This is a genomic window from Bradyrhizobium manausense, assembly GCF_001440035.1.
Lineage (GTDB): Bacteria > Pseudomonadota > Alphaproteobacteria > Rhizobiales > Xanthobacteraceae > Bradyrhizobium > Bradyrhizobium manausense.
On sequence record NZ_LJYG01000098.1, the window covers coordinates 1 to 13,899 of the forward strand.

The 13,899-nt window shown below is 58.7% G+C and carries 16 protein-coding genes and 1 pseudogene; 10 read left to right on the plus strand and 7 right to left on the minus strand.

Annotated features, from left to right (window positions below; translation table 11 throughout):
* Positions 1–151 precede the first annotated feature (151 nt).
* The 3 genes from AOQ71_RS45325 to AOQ71_RS23775 all read right to left on the minus strand — a co-directional run bounded on the left by AOQ71_RS45325 (position 152) and on the right by AOQ71_RS23775 (position 1,893).
* The gene (locus tag AOQ71_RS45325; RefSeq protein WP_157083636.1) at positions 152–313 is read right to left on the minus strand and encodes a hypothetical protein; all 162 of its coding nucleotides are present in this window, start codon (positions 311–313) and stop codon (positions 152–154) included.
* Between the two features lie 189 nt (positions 314–502).
* Positions 503–1,525 (minus strand): LLM class flavin-dependent oxidoreductase, encoded by a 1,023-nt coding sequence (locus tag AOQ71_RS23770; RefSeq protein ID WP_057751938.1) that lies wholly within the window; start codon positions 1,523–1,525, stop codon positions 503–505.
* Positions 1,526–1,677: 152 nt separating this feature from the next.
* Complete coding sequence (locus tag AOQ71_RS23775; RefSeq protein ID WP_157083637.1) at positions 1,678–1,893, minus strand: hypothetical protein; 216 nt, start codon at positions 1,891–1,893, stop codon at positions 1,678–1,680.
* Positions 1,894–2,042: 149 nt separating this feature from the next.
* Here AOQ71_RS23775 and AOQ71_RS23780 point away from each other — a divergent pair, with 149 nt between their 5' ends.
* Together AOQ71_RS23780 and AOQ71_RS23785 are read left to right on the plus strand one after the other, a co-directional pair.
* Positions 2,043–2,519: a histidine phosphatase family protein gene (locus AOQ71_RS23780; protein ID WP_057751845.1), complete on the plus strand. Its 477-nt coding sequence runs from the start codon at positions 2,043–2,045 to the stop codon at positions 2,517–2,519.
* A 75-nt stretch (positions 2,520–2,594) separates the two neighbouring features.
* A complete protein-coding gene (locus AOQ71_RS23785; RefSeq protein ID WP_157083638.1) occupies positions 2,595–3,752 on the plus strand; it encodes a hypothetical protein in 1,158 nt (385 codons plus the stop codon).
* 68 nt (positions 3,753–3,820) lie between these two features.
* Here the strand turns inward: AOQ71_RS23785 and AOQ71_RS23790 are convergent, their stop codons facing one another.
* Together AOQ71_RS23790 and AOQ71_RS23795 are read right to left on the minus strand one after the other, a co-directional pair.
* Positions 3,821–5,194 (minus strand): hypothetical protein, encoded by a 1,374-nt coding sequence (locus AOQ71_RS23790; protein ID WP_057751849.1) that lies wholly within the window; start codon positions 5,192–5,194, stop codon positions 3,821–3,823.
* 19 nt (positions 5,195–5,213) lie between these two features.
* Positions 5,214–5,891: a hypothetical protein gene (locus tag AOQ71_RS23795; protein WP_157083639.1), complete on the minus strand. Its 678-nt coding sequence runs from the start codon at positions 5,889–5,891 to the stop codon at positions 5,214–5,216.
* Between the two features lie 258 nt (positions 5,892–6,149).
* Here AOQ71_RS23795 and AOQ71_RS23800 point away from each other — a divergent pair, with 258 nt between their 5' ends.
* Positions 6,150–7,238, plus strand: a complete 1,089-nt coding sequence (locus AOQ71_RS23800) for an FAD-dependent oxidoreductase (protein ID WP_057751855.1) — start codon at positions 6,150–6,152, stop codon at positions 7,236–7,238.
* Positions 7,239–7,342: 104 nt separating this feature from the next.
* Here the strand turns inward: AOQ71_RS23800 and AOQ71_RS23805 are convergent, their stop codons facing one another.
* Together AOQ71_RS23805 and AOQ71_RS45330 are read right to left on the minus strand one after the other, a co-directional pair.
* Positions 7,343–8,335 carry a cysteine synthase A gene (locus tag AOQ71_RS23805; protein ID WP_057751858.1) on the minus strand — a complete coding sequence of 331 codons (993 nt, stop codon included), beginning with the start codon at positions 8,333–8,335 and terminating at the stop codon, positions 7,343–7,345.
* 446 nt (positions 8,336–8,781) lie between these two features.
* Positions 8,782–9,048, minus strand: a complete 267-nt coding sequence (locus AOQ71_RS45330) for a hypothetical protein (RefSeq protein WP_157083640.1) — start codon at positions 9,046–9,048, stop codon at positions 8,782–8,784.
* Positions 9,049–9,162: 114 nt separating this feature from the next.
* Here AOQ71_RS45330 and AOQ71_RS43775 point away from each other — a divergent pair, with 114 nt between their 5' ends.
* The 7 genes and pseudogenes from AOQ71_RS43775 to AOQ71_RS23835 all read left to right on the plus strand — a co-directional run bounded on the left by AOQ71_RS43775 (position 9,163) and on the right by AOQ71_RS23835 (position 13,403).
* Entirely contained in the window at positions 9,163–10,032 is an 870-nt protein-coding gene (locus AOQ71_RS43775; RefSeq protein WP_083514449.1) for a class I SAM-dependent methyltransferase, read from the plus strand.
* Between the two features lie 184 nt (positions 10,033–10,216).
* A pseudogene (gene fusA, locus AOQ71_RS23820) lies at positions 10,217–10,474 on the plus strand (elongation factor G); the annotation flags it as partial.
* A gap of 50 nt (positions 10,475–10,524) precedes the next feature.
* Positions 10,525–11,088 (plus strand): GNAT family N-acetyltransferase, encoded by a 564-nt coding sequence (locus tag AOQ71_RS23825; protein ID WP_245317089.1) that lies wholly within the window; start codon positions 10,525–10,527, stop codon positions 11,086–11,088.
* A 202-nt stretch (positions 11,089–11,290) separates the two neighbouring features.
* Positions 11,291–11,926 carry a LysE family translocator gene (locus AOQ71_RS23830; RefSeq protein WP_057751868.1) on the plus strand — a complete coding sequence of 212 codons (636 nt, stop codon included), beginning with the start codon at positions 11,291–11,293 and terminating at the stop codon, positions 11,924–11,926.
* A 215-nt stretch (positions 11,927–12,141) separates the two neighbouring features.
* The gene (locus AOQ71_RS45335; RefSeq protein WP_157083641.1) at positions 12,142–12,372 is read left to right on the plus strand and encodes a hypothetical protein; all 231 of its coding nucleotides are present in this window, start codon (positions 12,142–12,144) and stop codon (positions 12,370–12,372) included.
* Positions 12,373–12,797: 425 nt separating this feature from the next.
* Positions 12,798–12,935 carry a hypothetical protein gene (locus AOQ71_RS46025; RefSeq protein WP_162268401.1) on the plus strand — a complete coding sequence of 46 codons (138 nt, stop codon included), beginning with the start codon at positions 12,798–12,800 and terminating at the stop codon, positions 12,933–12,935.
* 150 nt (positions 12,936–13,085) lie between these two features.
* A complete protein-coding gene (locus AOQ71_RS23835) occupies positions 13,086–13,403 on the plus strand; it encodes an SdpI family protein (RefSeq protein WP_057751871.1) in 318 nt (105 codons plus the stop codon).
* The last annotated feature ends 496 nt before the right edge of the window (positions 13,404–13,899 follow it).

Consider the following 13,899-nt stretch of genomic DNA (forward strand, 5'->3'; position numbering starts at 1 on the left):
CCCGCCGAAGAGCCGCCCGTGCCGATGGTCGAGTTGCTGGTGCCACCACCGGCCGAAGAGCCGCCGGTGCCGACCGTCGAGCTCGATTGCGCAACGGCGAGAGCCGTGCTGGCCAGCAGAGCAGCCGCAGCCGCAGAAAGTTTCCAAATCCTCATCTTTCGTCTCCTCCAGTTTCTTGCAAAGAATCGCCATGCAGGCACGGGATAAATTGGCAATCGCGCAAACGTTCCTGCGGCGCGATGTCTGCAGCTGATGTTCCGAATTTGAGGTTTTGCAACGCACCGAGCGCGACGACATCATCGCGTCTATTCATCTGATGTTCATTCGCGCCTCACTGAGCGCACGGAGAACAGGTAGCCAGCTTTTCGCTGCGCCGATTTGATCGGCGCACGGTCTGATCTATCTCTGTTGCTTCAGTGTCCCGCGCGAGGAGACAGACGCTTGGCCCGGGAAGATCAAAGCCAGTCAGTCCTGGCTTGCATCGCGAGGCGGCGACCTGGCCTCACCGCCACCCGAGCGCCGGCGCGACATGCTTCAGGATCGCCTCGATCGCATGAGCGCAATAGTCGACGCCGAGCTGGTTCGGAATCGTCAGCAGCAGCGTGTCGGCTTCCGCGATCGCCTCGTCCTGCCTGAGCTGCTCGATCAGCACCTCAGGCTCCGCCGCATAGGAGCGGCCGAAGATCGCCCTTGTCTGTGGATCGATGAAGCCGATCTGGTCCTCGCCACCGCGCTCGCCGCCGAAATAGGCGCGGTCGCGATCATCCATCAGCGCGAAGATGCTGCGGCTGACCGAGACGCGCGGCGTGCGGGTGTGGCCGGCTTCCTTCCACGCGGCGCGATAGGCGCGGATTTGCGCGGCCTGCTGCACGTGAAAGGCTTCGCCGGTTTCGTCGTTCTTCAGCGTCGAGCTCTGCAAATTCATGCCGAGCTTTGCCGCCCACACCGCTGTTGCGTTCGAGCCGGCGCCCCACCAGATGCGTTCGCGCAAGCCCGCCGAATGCGGCTCAAGCCGCAACAGGCCCGGCGGGTTCGGAAACATCGGCTGCGGATTGGGCTGGGCGAAGCCTTCGCCGCGGAGCAGGTCGAGAAACACCTCCGCGTGGCGCCGGCCCATGTCGGCATCGCTCTGGCCCTCCGCCGGGCGATAGCCAAAATAGCGCCAGCCGTCGATCACCTGCTCGGGCGAGCCGCGGCTGATGCCGAGCTGAAGCCGTCCGCCGGCGATGAGATCGGCGCTGCCTGCGTCCTCGACCATGTAGAGCGGGTTCTCGTAGCGCATGTCGATCACGGCCGTGCCAATCTCGATCGTGCTGGTCCTGGCGCCGACGGCGGCAAGCAGCGGGAAGGGCGAGGCCAGCTGCCGCGCGAAATGATGGACGCGGTAATAGGCCCCATCGGCGCCGAGCTGCTCGGCCGCGACCGCCAGCTCGATCGATTGCAGCAGCGTGTCTGCCGCCGAGCGCGTCTGCGACTGTGGCGAGGGGGTCCAGTGTCCGAAGGACAGAAATCCGATCTTTTTCATGGAGGTCATTTAATACAGGCAAGGACGGCGTCAACCGCCTGCGCCGGCGGCCGGATGAGGCTGTGTCCTCGTTGAGGCTGGCCACCTGATGCCCGCTCAACCCCGAACAGCAGCGGCATCGCTCAACCGCTGCTTGGGTGATCCACGCAGAATCAATCTCCGACCTCGGGTATTCTGGTTTCCTTCCATGGATTTTTTGCGCGCTTGAGCTTCTTTGCGATATCCGTACCCCCTGTCAGCTTTTGAAGAAGGTACTTCACCAAATCCTCGCGCTCTGATTTTTTCGTGAGCGAGAAATGCTTGATGGTGATTTCGAGGCGATCCCGCTTGGGATGGTATTCATGTTGAATCGACGGCCTTTTCGACATCGTTGACCTCTCCGCGAGGGACATGAACCGATCATCCGTCATGCATGCTTCAGTGTACGATCGGCAGTCGTTCGGCACTGTGATTTAGCTTACATTTGCTTCAGCGAAGTCCTGCTACACACTATTTCCCTTCCGGGAGCATTTCGATCATGAGCGCCAAGGTGATTTTGGTCATGCGGCACGCCGAAAAGTCGGACGATCCGCTTGATCCCGACCTCACTCCCGCCGGCAATGCCCGCGCGCAACGGCTGGCTCAATACATTCCAGCGACATTTGGAGCGCCGAAGTGGTTGTTCGCAACCGCTGCTTCAAAGCACAGCCGGCGTCCAATTCAGACGCTGGAGCCTCTTGCCAGGCAATGTCACCTGACAATCGATGAAACCTACGCCGATCAGGACTACGGCGCGCTGGCGCACCACCTTCGCAAGAGCGACGCCTTCGATGGGGCGCTCGTCGTGGTCTGTTGGCATCACGGAAATATCCCGCCGATGATGCATGCGCTGAAGGCATCGGCGGACGCTTATCCGGACCCCTGGAAAGGCGATGTTTTCGATCTCATTCTTCAAGTCGAGTTTGCGAAGGATCGGGAAACGCCCGAGGTCACGAAAGTGCGGGAGCCGTTCTGACGTTGCGCCTGCCGCCGACGGCGCCGAGTGAAAAGTCGGATCGACCGTCGCGGCGAACAATTGCGAGAGGAAGCAATGGATCGGTTGCCGAAGAAGCGAACAGCTATTCTGGCAGCGTTTTGTCTGGCGGTTTTGGCTGCGGCGGATATGCCGGCTCCCTTGCGCGCCGCGCCGGCCGGTTACGAAATCCAGAGTTTTCCAGTGCCGGAAGCGCTCCAGTCGGAGGGCCGATCGCTTTCGGCGGACAGCAAGGATTGGATGAAGAAGTGGAGGGGAATGAACCTCGAGGACAGCGCCTCCTATACATTCAAGGAGCTGTCGGGCTCGACGTCGATCAATATGAAGATCGAGAAGATCGATGCGTCGGATCCGAAAGGCTACAAGTCGCGCGGATCCTTCGTCCCGCGGAATAGTTCCGCCAATCCCGACGTCGAGATAGCAGCCTTCAATCTCAGTGCCATCCTTGGATACGACCAGATCTATCGCCCCGCCGCACGCTACGAGCTTGGCCCGATCGCGAGCCAGGCGTTGAAATCCCTCATCGGAAAGTACAACATTCATGGTTCCGCGCGGTTGGCCAACAAGGCCCGAATATTGAAGGCCATAGACTCCGGGTCACCCCTGAAGGGCTGTGTCAAGGCCAAGAAGGACGACACGGGCGTCGCGTTCGACGCGATCGCCAACACCCACGCCGCGTCAAATGGCGCCCCGAACGCCGGTCACCCGATCATTCGGTTCCTGCAGGCGGCGAATGAGAAACCGACGGCAGGCAAGAGCCTGACTTTGAAAACCGGCTATGACGGCGACGAACTCGAGCTCGCGCGGGAATATTCGGTCATCATGACGATCGACGCCATCACCCAGCAGTGGGACCGGTACAGCGGCGGCAACGTGGCGATCCGGAAAGACGATCAAGGTCGCGCTCATTTCTACATGACCGATAACGGCGGAGCCGATCTCAGCGACAGTTGGAACGCGCGGAATCTGACCTGGTTCAGCCGCTTCGATCGCGGCGTCATCCAGAAACTGGACGATCTGAAACGATTCCTCGACACCCCCGCGACCGGCTATCTCGGCTATTCCGATCCTGAAGTGTTCGTCGCCGACCTTGGTCTCTACTCCCAGAACAGCGCGGCTATCAATGTTCAACGGCTCAGAAGGAACCTGGGCTTTGTGCTGGACTACGTCCGGGCGACCGAAACCAAGTTCGGCGATAAAGCCTTCTTCGACTGAGTCTGCCGCGCGCGATCAGACGACGCAGCTGATCGGATTCGCCCGCGGCCGCCGCGGCTGCGGAGCTCTCACGGCTCGCAACTCCTGACTTTGACTGTTTGGGTCGAGAAATGGGCCTGCAGATCCAGGTCGAGCTTCAAGACGCCTTTGAGGCATGCTTGATGCAGCTTGGCCGCAAGGTCCTTCAGATTCCTTCGGACGTTGGCGTAATCGTCGGCCGTAAAAACCAATTCCCGGACGAAGAAATCCTTCGTTTCAGTCGAATCGGCAACGGCGTCAAATTGCTGGAGAAGCAGGTAGGTCTTGGGATCAATGTGCGCGATACGATCGGCCAGGCCGACTCGATTTGCAATATTCTCCTTTGCGACCCCGCAGTCATTGTCTTTCAGGAGCATCTTCTTGAGCTGAACAGCTCCCAGTCTCGCAGCCTCTTCGGGCGTCAAGTCCTTGCTCGACTTCAGCTTGGGGCTGCCATCCCCCTCCGGGTCCGCTGCGTCGAGGTAGTAGTAGGTGGTAAGATAGTGGATGTTGCCGAAGCGATCCTGCTGGTTCATCAGCGTGTCGAGCACGATCAAGTCCGCAGCATCCTTGAGCTGCACCATCTCCTGAACGTTTTCGGTGGTGAAGCTTCGTCCCACCAGCGTACTGATGTCGACGTTGCGGGCCAGCATTTGCACGACCGGGTTCCTGTCGCGGAAATTCACCGCGCGGGCTACGTTGTTGGCTCCGCCATTGAAGAACTCCTTGTAGAAGCTTTCATGCTTTGGATTTTCGCTAAGGGCGCCATACGACTGGGTGAAGTCGTCGGTCAGCAGAAAATCCCGCCTTTTGCCGTTCGCGCCTGCTGTCAATTGCGCCATCAGGCTTGCCCAGGTCTGGTGAATAAGGCTGTTCGAGGCGGTCTCCGCCAGCGCCGCGCGACCGAGGGCAATATGGTTTTGCAGGTCAAACGTGCGCAGAACTGCCGGAGGTACGTCAGCGATGCCACCAAGCATGCGCGACAGATGGTAGTAGCCGAGGATGGATGGCGTGTAGCTGCAGCTGGAGCTCAGCTTGTATTTGGCTATCTTGTGGGCGCCGGCAGTGTTGCAACGAGCGGCCTCAACCTGTTCGGGAGTGCCCCCTTGAGGGAGTGAATAGAGGTCAAGACCCGGATTCGTGCTGTTGAGTTTCGGACAAACAGCCGAATTCTTGTGCTCATCGATATTGCAAAGCCGAATCTCGATCTCGCTGTCCTTGTCGAAATATTTCCCCGCAGCGAGATGCTTGGGAACGACGCAAATCTCGGCATTTCTGCCTGGCACCGGAATCTGCATGGTCTGTTCGCCGCGCGCAGGGTCGACGGATAAGCCGGCATAGGCGTATGCCGGAGCCAGCAGCTGCAGCGGCAGCAATAGCAGCTGAGTGAAACGCACAGGTCTCATGGCGTGCGATGCGCGCATGAAAAAGGTCCTGGAAGCCTCAATGATATTGCGGACAAACGCGAGCCGCGTCCTGCTCGGAAATTTGCAGCTCCGGATCCGTGAAGCGGACGAAATTCGCGACCTCGTCGTGCTCTTTTGGATAACGAATCTTGGGCGGGATCACGCTATCCCAATATTCGGCTGCCTTGCGGGGATCCCATCCCGCTGGAGCGCAAAATTGAGCGAGGGAAGCGGCCGCGATAAAACCGGAAGCGTGCAGGCCATACCAGCAATGGACGTACATCGCACCCTTGCCTTCAGTGATGATCTCATGGAGCTTGGTGAACACCGTCTTCAAGGCCGCGCGGTTGTCCCACTGGTGATAGTCATATTGGAGCGAATTGCCGGCGCAGCTGACATTCTCGGTACCGTTCCATCCGGTTCGATACGCGTACACCGCCTGCGAGAAGCCGGCTTTGCAAAGTGCCTGAAGAGACTGATTTTGCAGCGGTCGGCGTGGACCGTCGACACCAGCGCGAGACCCTTCGGTGCCGCCGCGATAGAGGACCCCGGGCATGACGACGCGAAAGTGCGTCAGTCCTACTCCGTTCCCAACTGGAAAGAGCTTCTCTTTCTTCATATCGGCGTCGTCGGTTCCCGCAGGCTGCGCAAGAGCGCTCGCTGCAACTGACAGTCCCAACAGCAGAACCGAACAAAATCCCGGGATCTTGGACATGGCGTCTCCTCACCAAAGATAGTCAGTCTTGACGTCGCGTCGGACCTTGAGTCCCTCCTGAGAGCGAAAGGAGCGGGGTGGCTCCAGCGCATCCTGGGCAGCTCAGCAGATCGCGCTGGTCTCGACGTTAGAGCAGCCGGCGACCAAAGGTTGTGAGCCACTTCACATGGCCGGAAAATGCGATTGAGCTAAAGTTGCAATCTCAAGTGAAGGTCGTTTGGTGCAGACGTAGGTTCACAGGTTTGGCGAGGACCGGACATGCCAGCAACGCCCAATTTGCCGACGCCCGATTTCACCTTCGATGCCGACCAGCCCGGCGCATGTATCGCTGGCGTACGGCCGTATCGCAATGGATCCTACCGTCTCGACGCCGAGACGATCTCCAGCAAATTCTTCGTCCATAACTATGGGCATGGCGGTGCCGGCATTACGTTGAGCTGGGGCTGCGCCTCCAAGGTGCGGGATATCGTCAGGAGCCATCTGGTTGGCTCGCCCGATACAAAGGTGGCCGTCCTGGGTGCAGGAGTGATGGGCCTGACCGCCGCCACGCTGCTTGCCGATCTCGGTCTGACGGTCACGATCTATTCGGACCGCCCGCCGCTGCAGACCACGTCATCCAAAGCCGGCGGCCAGTGGGCGGTGTCGGTGGTGGAATTCGCGGGCAAGAGACAGGAACTCACTGACATCATCAAGTTCGCATACACGACCTTCAAAGCCAGCATCGGCCAGGGCTTTGGCGTCAGCGAGCGGCCGAACTATTCGGCCACGCCGTCGCATAATCTGGACGTCGTGATCCAGCTGGCGCCCGGTCTCATCAAGCCAAGGCAATCGCTTCCAAGGGAGCCGTTCGAGGGCCATACCAAGCCTGGCTTCGTCTACCAGACCTTGCTGATCGAACCGCCGATCTTCCTTGCGAAGCTCGAAGCAGACCTGCGGGCGCGCGGCATTACGTTTGTGAACAAGAGATTCGTCGACAAGTCGGACATCATCGCGTCGGTGCCGGAAACGATCGTCGTCAATTGTACCGGGCTCGGGTCGATGATGTTGATGAGCGATCCGAAGATGGTCCCGATCAAGGGGCAGTTGGCGATGTTGCCGCCGCAGCCCGCGTTGCAATATTTGTATGGTCAGGACGGATATTTGTTCCCGCGCGCCGATCACGTCGTCATCGGCGGGACGTTCGAGGTCGGCGTGAACAATGAGACGCCAGACAAATCCGTGTGCCAGGATCTCGTTCGTCACATCGCCTCCCAGTTTGGCAAGGCGGCGGCGAAGCCTCTTCCGGACATCCACATCCACAACCCGGACCACGCGCCGATCGTCAATCCGCAAATCCCGGAGGTCTGAGGCGAGGTCTCGTAGGTGCGAGGTCTCGTAGGGTGGGTTAGTCCTGCAGATGCGCGGAGCGCATCTGCAGGGGGTAACCCACCAGCTTCGGCGAATTGCTCGAATTATGGCGCCTCCAACCAGCGTGGAACGGGCAAGTCTTTCTGGCGCAGGAATTCGGGGTTGAACAGCTTGGATTGATAGCGCTGTCCGCCGTCGGCGAGGATGGTCACGATGGTCTTGCCGGGACCGAGGTCCCGCGCAAGCCGCATGGCTCCGGCGATGTTGATGCCGCTCGATCCACCGAGCACCAGTCCTTCGTGCTCGATCAGGTCGAACAGAACTGGCAACGCCTCCTCGTCCGTGATCCGGTACGCCGCATCGATTGGTGTGCCTTCAAGATTCCTGGTCACACGCACTTGTCCTATCCCTTCGGTAATGGAGTTTCCTTCGCTCGTCAGCTCGCCCTTGGTGAACCAGTTGTAGAGCGCGGCCCCCATGGGATCGCTGAGCGCAATCCTGATTGCTGGATTTCGCTCTTTGAGGGCTCGTGCGACCCCACCCAGCGTTCCGCCACTGCCGACGGCACAGGTAAAGCCGTCGATCTTTCCGCCCGTTTGTTGCCAGATCTCCGGCCCGGTCGTGCGGTAGTGGCCCTCGCGATTGGCAACGTTGTCGAATTGATTGGCCCAGAACGCACCGAGCTCTTCGGCGAGCTGGCCGGAATAGCGCGCGTAATGACTGGGATCCGAATAGGGAACGGCAGGGACCAGTCGCAGGTCTGCACCGCAGAGGCGCAGCATATCCTTTTTCTCCTGACTCTGCGTGTCAGGCATCACGATCACGCTTCGATAGCCGCGTGCATTCGCCACGAGCGCAATGCCGATGCCGACATTGCCGGCCGTGCCTTCGACGATGACGCCGCCGGGGGCGAGCTTGCCGCTTCGCTCGGCATCATCGACCATGGCGAGCGCCGCACGATCCTTGATCGACCCACCTGGATTGAGAAATTCGGCCTTGCCGTAGATCTCGCAGCCCGTGGCCTCCGACGCCATTCGCAGCCTGATCAATGGCGTATTGCCGATGGAGTCCAGAAATCCCGTACGGATACCGTTCATCGCCTGCTCACGCTCGCGTGCTCGCGCGACTTTAGGCTGTTCGGCGGACAATTCGGTTCTCTAGTTTGGGCGATGTGAGCAACGACTTGGGCGTCCAATCCGTGCGATCGGCAATTCCATTCCTGCGCTGTCTTTCAGTCTGCCTTGCGGGATGCACCGCCTGGTTCGCCTGCAAGGTCACCCGCCGGCTCGATGTCGGCGACCACACGCTGATCATCACCGAAGCCTGTATGCGGTCACCATGCGGTGAGGCGGGGAGCGTCCCCTACGCCGCTTTTTCTGACTGGGCAAGATTAGGCTGTGTACTCACCAAGGCTAGCCGCCTGATGTCCGCTCACCTCGAACGGCAGCGGAGAACCGGACATCTCCGGATGTCGCGAAAGAGCCAGAAGCAGACATTGTGGATACCGTTAGTGTCCAAACGGCGCGCAAGCCCTTGGTGAGGGTCAACCAGAAGCGCCATCATTACCGGTCGGAATTCGTGTCACTTGGTTGCGCAGAAACCTCGCTCGTTCATTGCATTCGTCAACAGTTGCATTGAGCGGCAGCCCAATCCAGCGCAAACGGCCGATCGAAATAAATGTCGAGAGAACGGATGCGAGCAGGCACGAAAGGAGAATTTCGCTGGCATGTTGCCCTTGCCAAAGCAGGACCGGAATGAGGCCAAGTACAACCCATAAAGCAGAGTTCAGAACCATCGGCAGGCGATTCATCGGGCGGCTCCGTTCGGCGATTGCACAAAGATATGTGCACAACCTTGAGCCAAATGTCCATCCGCCGAGGATGCTGCCGCTCGCCGGAGCTGTTATGATGATGCGGTGTTGGGGATGGATCGTCCGGAAGAGGTAATGATCATGTCTTCAGAAGGATTGTCGAGCAGCGACGCCGAACGACTGCGTGCTTTCGAACGCCAAGGTCATGACGCTCTGGCAAGGAGTTATTACGAATTTTTTGCAGCGGTGACCACTCTAGCCACCGAGCCGCTTCTCGACGCCGTACGTTTGCAACCGGACGCAAATCTGCTGGATGTCGCGAGCGGGCCCGGTGCTCTTGCGGCGGAGGCGGCAAATCGCGGCGCGCGCGCCGTGGGCGTTGACTTGTCCCCACGGATGGTAGAGCTGGCACACCAACTGCATCCTGCCATAGAATATCGTGAGGCAGACGTAGAACATCTCCCATTTCTCGATCATATGTTCGACGCGGTCGTCTGCGCCTTTGGGCTTGGACATTTTCCCCAGCCGGAACTTGCTGTCGCAGAGTGCGTCCGAACCTTAGCGCCAGGCGGACGCATTGCGTTCGCTTGGTGGGATGATCCGGCGCGCCAGCGGATCCAAGGCCTCTTCCGTGAAGCCATTGCCGAGATCGGAGTAACGTTACCGAAGGACGTCCCACAGGGCCACAATGTGTTTCGTTTCTCGGACTCGGACGAATTTCTTCGGTTACTAAGAGGAGCTGGGCTCACCGCGGTGGCGGTCACCGGGCATGCAGCCTCCTTTTTCGTTCCGGATACGGAAACTCTTTGGCGAGGTGGGTTAGGCAGCCTCGTTCTAACTGGCGCTGTCATCAGGCACCAAGATCATGCAACTCAGGACTTGATCCGAACCGCGTTCGAGCGCCGCGCCAAGGTCTACAAATCGGCACATGGGCTGACGCTGCCTATCGCGTTCAAAATTGGCTCCGGCCAGCGATCGACTTGATGGGTGCTCAAGCGAAAGGTCGCCTTTGGCTCAACTGCGTCTTCAACTCTGTTTGAGCGCTGTCGGACGCAGCCTGGTTCGCGTGGAGATCAGCAGCGGGCCAAGCTAGACTTTTTGAGTTAACGCCGCTAACCTTAGGTTGAACTCGAGCTTACCCAGTTGAAGCGCGGAGCGAATTTTGAGCGTTGAGCCGATCATGAAGATTGAAGTGGTGACCCCGGAAGATTGCACGGGCACCGTCATCAGCGACCTGAATGCGCGGCACGCCCGGATTCGGGGCCAAGGTGTGCGCGGCAAAGCAAACGTCATCACGGCGATGGTGCCACTCGCTGATATGTTCGGCTACGCAGATGGCCTGCGCTCTCCAAGCCGAGGGCGTGCAACTTTCACGATGGGTTTCGACCATCATGCTACGGCGCCCAAGCCATCGAACGACGCTTAGGCCATCGAATTCCGACGCCACATTTGATTGGACGCGCGACTGGCGAGAGCATGATGTTGATAACCAAGGGACGGAATTTTCCCTCGCTGTCCACAAAGCGCCTGGTGCTGCGCGCCATGAAACCCAAAGATGCCGCCGCCTTCGGAGCACTCCTGTCGATACCGGAAGTAACCCGTCATTCAAACTGGCCGGATAACCCCAGCAAAATTCAAAGCGAACGCTATGCAAGGTGGATGGTGAAGCTTTACGCCTCCGGCAAGGGCTGCGCGTGGATCATGGAAGACCGAAAGTCGGAATCCCTCATTGGCGCGATCCGCTTCAATAGCTTTGAGAGAAAATGGAGTTCTGGCGAGATCGGGTACGAGTTACACCCGCAATTTTGGGGAAAGGGCCTGATGTCCGAGGCGGTCTCCGCCACGGTGGCCTGCGGTCACGAGATTTTTGGGCTTAACCGCATTGAGGCTTGGACGCTTCCGGGAAACTCGGCGTCAGACCGGGTCCTGGAAAAATCCGGATTTCGATATGAGGGCACCCTTCGACAGAAGGCCTGGTTCAAAGGCGCCTATCATGATTTCCGGATGTTTGGACGGATCGCGGGCGACCCACCGAATTAAATTGATCGGTTGCAATTCGACGTGCTGACGTTCGGTCCGGGTCTCAAAGGCTTCCTTCGCACCTGGCATGCCCTCGGTCCGGTCGTGTCCAGCAAGCAGACATCGTCGCGCTCTGGGCTTAGGTCAGCCAGGGGCCAAATGCCGACTTCTCGCAAGCTATTTCCGGGCTGTTACCAGACGCTTTCGGTGATATAGCGCCCTCATGTTTGATCCCATCCAATTCGCACTCTACATCGCTGCCGCGCTGCTACTTGCCATAACGCCGGGGCCGGGCATCTTTTACGTGGCAGCACGGACTCTCGCGGGTGGCAGGGGCGAAGGTATTAGCTCCAGCCTTGGAACCGGCTTAGGTGGTATGGTTCACGTCATTGCTGGGAGCTTAGGGATTTCGGCCATCGTGCTGACTAGTGCAGAACTATTCACCGCGCTTAAATTGGTGGGAGCCGCCTACCTCGTTTGGCTTGGTGTCCGCACATTCCGATCCGCTCGTAAGGATGCGGAGTTCGGCAAAGCGACGCCCTCGATTGGCACGCTGCGAGCGTTTCGAGAGGGGGTACTTGTTGAAGCGCTGAACCCTAAAACCGCAGCGTTCTTTCTAGCCTTCATTCCACAGTTCGTCGACTTGAATGCTGGACATGTGGCGATCCAGTTTATTGTTCTGGGCGCGGTATCAGTGGTTCTAAATACGCTGGCAGACGTTGTGGTGGCTTTTGCTGCGAGCAGCATCCGAAGCGGCGTGGCGGAACGTCCAAAACTTATTCGAAGACTGCGCGAAGGGTCCGGCGCGGCGATGGTGATGCTTGGCTTAGGTTTGGCTTTCGCTAAACGACCTTCCTGAGGTTCAGGCCCGTTACTGCTATGGGTCAAAGGCTGCCCTCCGCAGTCGGCAAATTCTGGTCGGATCTTCTTCCGGGAGCGGACATCGCCGCGCTCAGGGCTCAGGGCAGCCACGTGCCATAGGCGACGTCCACTAGCCTTCACTCAGGGATGCAAACGGACGTCCGCCGAAGGAATGGCAAATGAGAGAGGCCGCTAGCCGAGGTGGCCCTACTCTTGGAAGTCTTGAACGGTCTTGATCCGCTCAGCGCAGCGGGCAAGGCCTTCATAGTCTTCGGCTATTTTTCGGAGTGTTCGTCTTATTTGAGGGTGCTCGGCATTATTCGCCAGGGCGTGAAACTCCTCGGCTCGATTCCACCAATGCTGGGGCGGGTGCATGGGCTTCATTCCCATTACGCTACGTATTCGTCAGGAAGTGGCAGCTTCAGCATCTCAAGGCTGTCGTGATACGCGGGTAGGTATCGCTGCAGCAGCTCTGGTGGTAGGGCCGACAGAACTTCTCTGGTGCGCTCATATGTCATCGTTCCCAGCCTAGCCGGAAGCTCCGGCGCCGAAGCGCCGAAGTTCCAGTGGCCTCGGTACTCACGGCGCCGAGGATCATCCCGGAAACCACTAGTCTCTGTGGGCCGCCCCAAACCCTGCGTATTCTGGGCTCATGTGTCATTGACGAATATCAGTTCCGGGAAGGGATTGTTTGTCAGTCCACTCCCTTTGAGGGACATCGCAATCGCCGAGCGACGGAATATCCGCGGTTGGTCACAAGCTGACGAGTTGGCCGATGGCGCTGGTGGGCAGCTAAGGGCCAGAAGGCGACATCTCGGGCTGGGCCGATAATGTGACAGGCCGCCCTGAGGCGGCGTCGGAGGAAAGACATGGCCCTTCGATTTGCGATCGAACTTCTCAAATCCATCGCGATCATAATTGCGCTGACGCTGGCAATGGGGTTTGCGGTCGAATTCGTTGTTTCCGCTCTATCCGACCGTGATGTAAGTGGCGCATTTGGTTCTTAGCCGGAATTGCTGGCGGCATACTTGGCTTAGTCATCGCCGTCGTGATCGTCCTCAGGCGGATTGCTGACGTCGAGGATTGATCTGTCCTGATAAGCATAGATTGCGACTTAGTCTCGCTATAAGCTTGCTTGCTTTCTGGGAAGGCAAAACATGTTACCCGCAGATTACGTTTTTGGCCTCGCTGTTGCGTTAGTCGTCATATTCAACGTCTATTTTGGACCCCGTATCGAGCGCGAACGCGTTGCAATGCAGTGGGGACGTAACGGCGAGCCAACATGGTGCGCCCCAAAATGGTTGGCGATGTGGGGAATGATTGTCTTCATGGCGGCTGTTCGGCTTTTTATTTGGCTGGCCTCGACATATGCGCCGCAGCGTGTGCACGGAGTTGAACTAGGAATAGTCATTTTCTCGGTGATCGCCGCGGGCTCCCACCTATTTGTTTTGATGAAGGCGAGAGCGGCGCGCTGACGACGTCGCGCAAGTCGGCTAAGGGTCAAACTGCGACGACAACCCTGTTTCAGGACTGGTCTCGATCTACATCGCATAGCGGACGCTTCGGCGGATTCGTGCGAAGGTCAGCACCCGGCCACAAGGAGGGTCCGCCGAACGAGAGAGCCGGTGCGCTATATAATTCATGTTGGAACCGATTAACTTGTTTCAATCTATTTAATTCAGTGGTACGTTAATATCTGCCGTCTGACAACCATAGGATGGTTCCCATGCCCTCGGAAGACGAAGATCGGCGGGAGTTTTTGAAGACCTGCGGAAAATTCGCAGCGGTAACACCGCCTACCATGACCATGCTGCTGTCGACCTCCCTCACATCAAACGCAGTTGCGCACTCCGGAGGTGGAGGCGGCCGGCACGAGCACCGCGAACACCATCGCGACCGCGACTAGTGACACGCAATCTTTCTGAAGGGACATGAGGCCGCCTCGCAGGGCGGCCTCAATCGATTGGGCCA

Bases quoted from the DNA above. Each gene is read 5' to 3' on its own strand.
- AOQ71_RS45325 (WP_157083636.1), bottom strand. From the start codon at position 313: ATGAATAGACGCGATGATGTCGTCGCGCTCGGTGCGTTGCAAAACCTC.
- AOQ71_RS23770 (WP_057751938.1), bottom strand. From the start codon at position 1,525: ATGAAAAAGATCGGATTTCTGTCCTTCGGACACTGGACCCCCTCGCCA.
- AOQ71_RS23775 (WP_157083637.1), bottom strand. From the start codon at position 1,893: ATGTCGAAAAGGCCGTCGATTCAACATGAATACCATCCCAAGCGGGAT.
- AOQ71_RS23780 (WP_057751845.1), top strand. From the start codon at position 2,043: ATGAGCGCCAAGGTGATTTTGGTCATGCGGCACGCCGAAAAGTCGGAC.
- AOQ71_RS23785 (WP_157083638.1), top strand. From the start codon at position 2,595: ATGGATCGGTTGCCGAAGAAGCGAACAGCTATTCTGGCAGCGTTTTGT.
- AOQ71_RS23790 (WP_057751849.1), bottom strand. From the start codon at position 5,194: ATGCGCGCATCGCACGCCATGAGACCTGTGCGTTTCACTCAGCTGCTA.
- AOQ71_RS23795 (WP_157083639.1), bottom strand. From the start codon at position 5,891: ATGTCCAAGATCCCGGGATTTTGTTCGGTTCTGCTGTTGGGACTGTCA.
- AOQ71_RS23800 (WP_057751855.1), top strand. From the start codon at position 6,150: ATGCCAGCAACGCCCAATTTGCCGACGCCCGATTTCACCTTCGATGCC.
- AOQ71_RS23805 (WP_057751858.1), bottom strand. From the start codon at position 8,335: ATGAACGGTATCCGTACGGGATTTCTGGACTCCATCGGCAATACGCCA.
- AOQ71_RS45330 (WP_157083640.1), bottom strand. From the start codon at position 9,048: ATGAATCGCCTGCCGATGGTTCTGAACTCTGCTTTATGGGTTGTACTT.
- AOQ71_RS43775 (WP_083514449.1), top strand. From the start codon at position 9,163: ATGGATCGTCCGGAAGAGGTAATGATCATGTCTTCAGAAGGATTGTCG.
- AOQ71_RS23825 (WP_245317089.1), top strand. From the start codon at position 10,525: ATGATGTTGATAACCAAGGGACGGAATTTTCCCTCGCTGTCCACAAAG.
- AOQ71_RS23830 (WP_057751868.1), top strand. From the start codon at position 11,291: ATGTTTGATCCCATCCAATTCGCACTCTACATCGCTGCCGCGCTGCTA.
- AOQ71_RS46025 (WP_162268401.1), top strand. From the start codon at position 12,798: ATGGCCCTTCGATTTGCGATCGAACTTCTCAAATCCATCGCGATCATA.
- AOQ71_RS23835 (WP_057751871.1), top strand. From the start codon at position 13,086: ATGTTACCCGCAGATTACGTTTTTGGCCTCGCTGTTGCGTTAGTCGTC.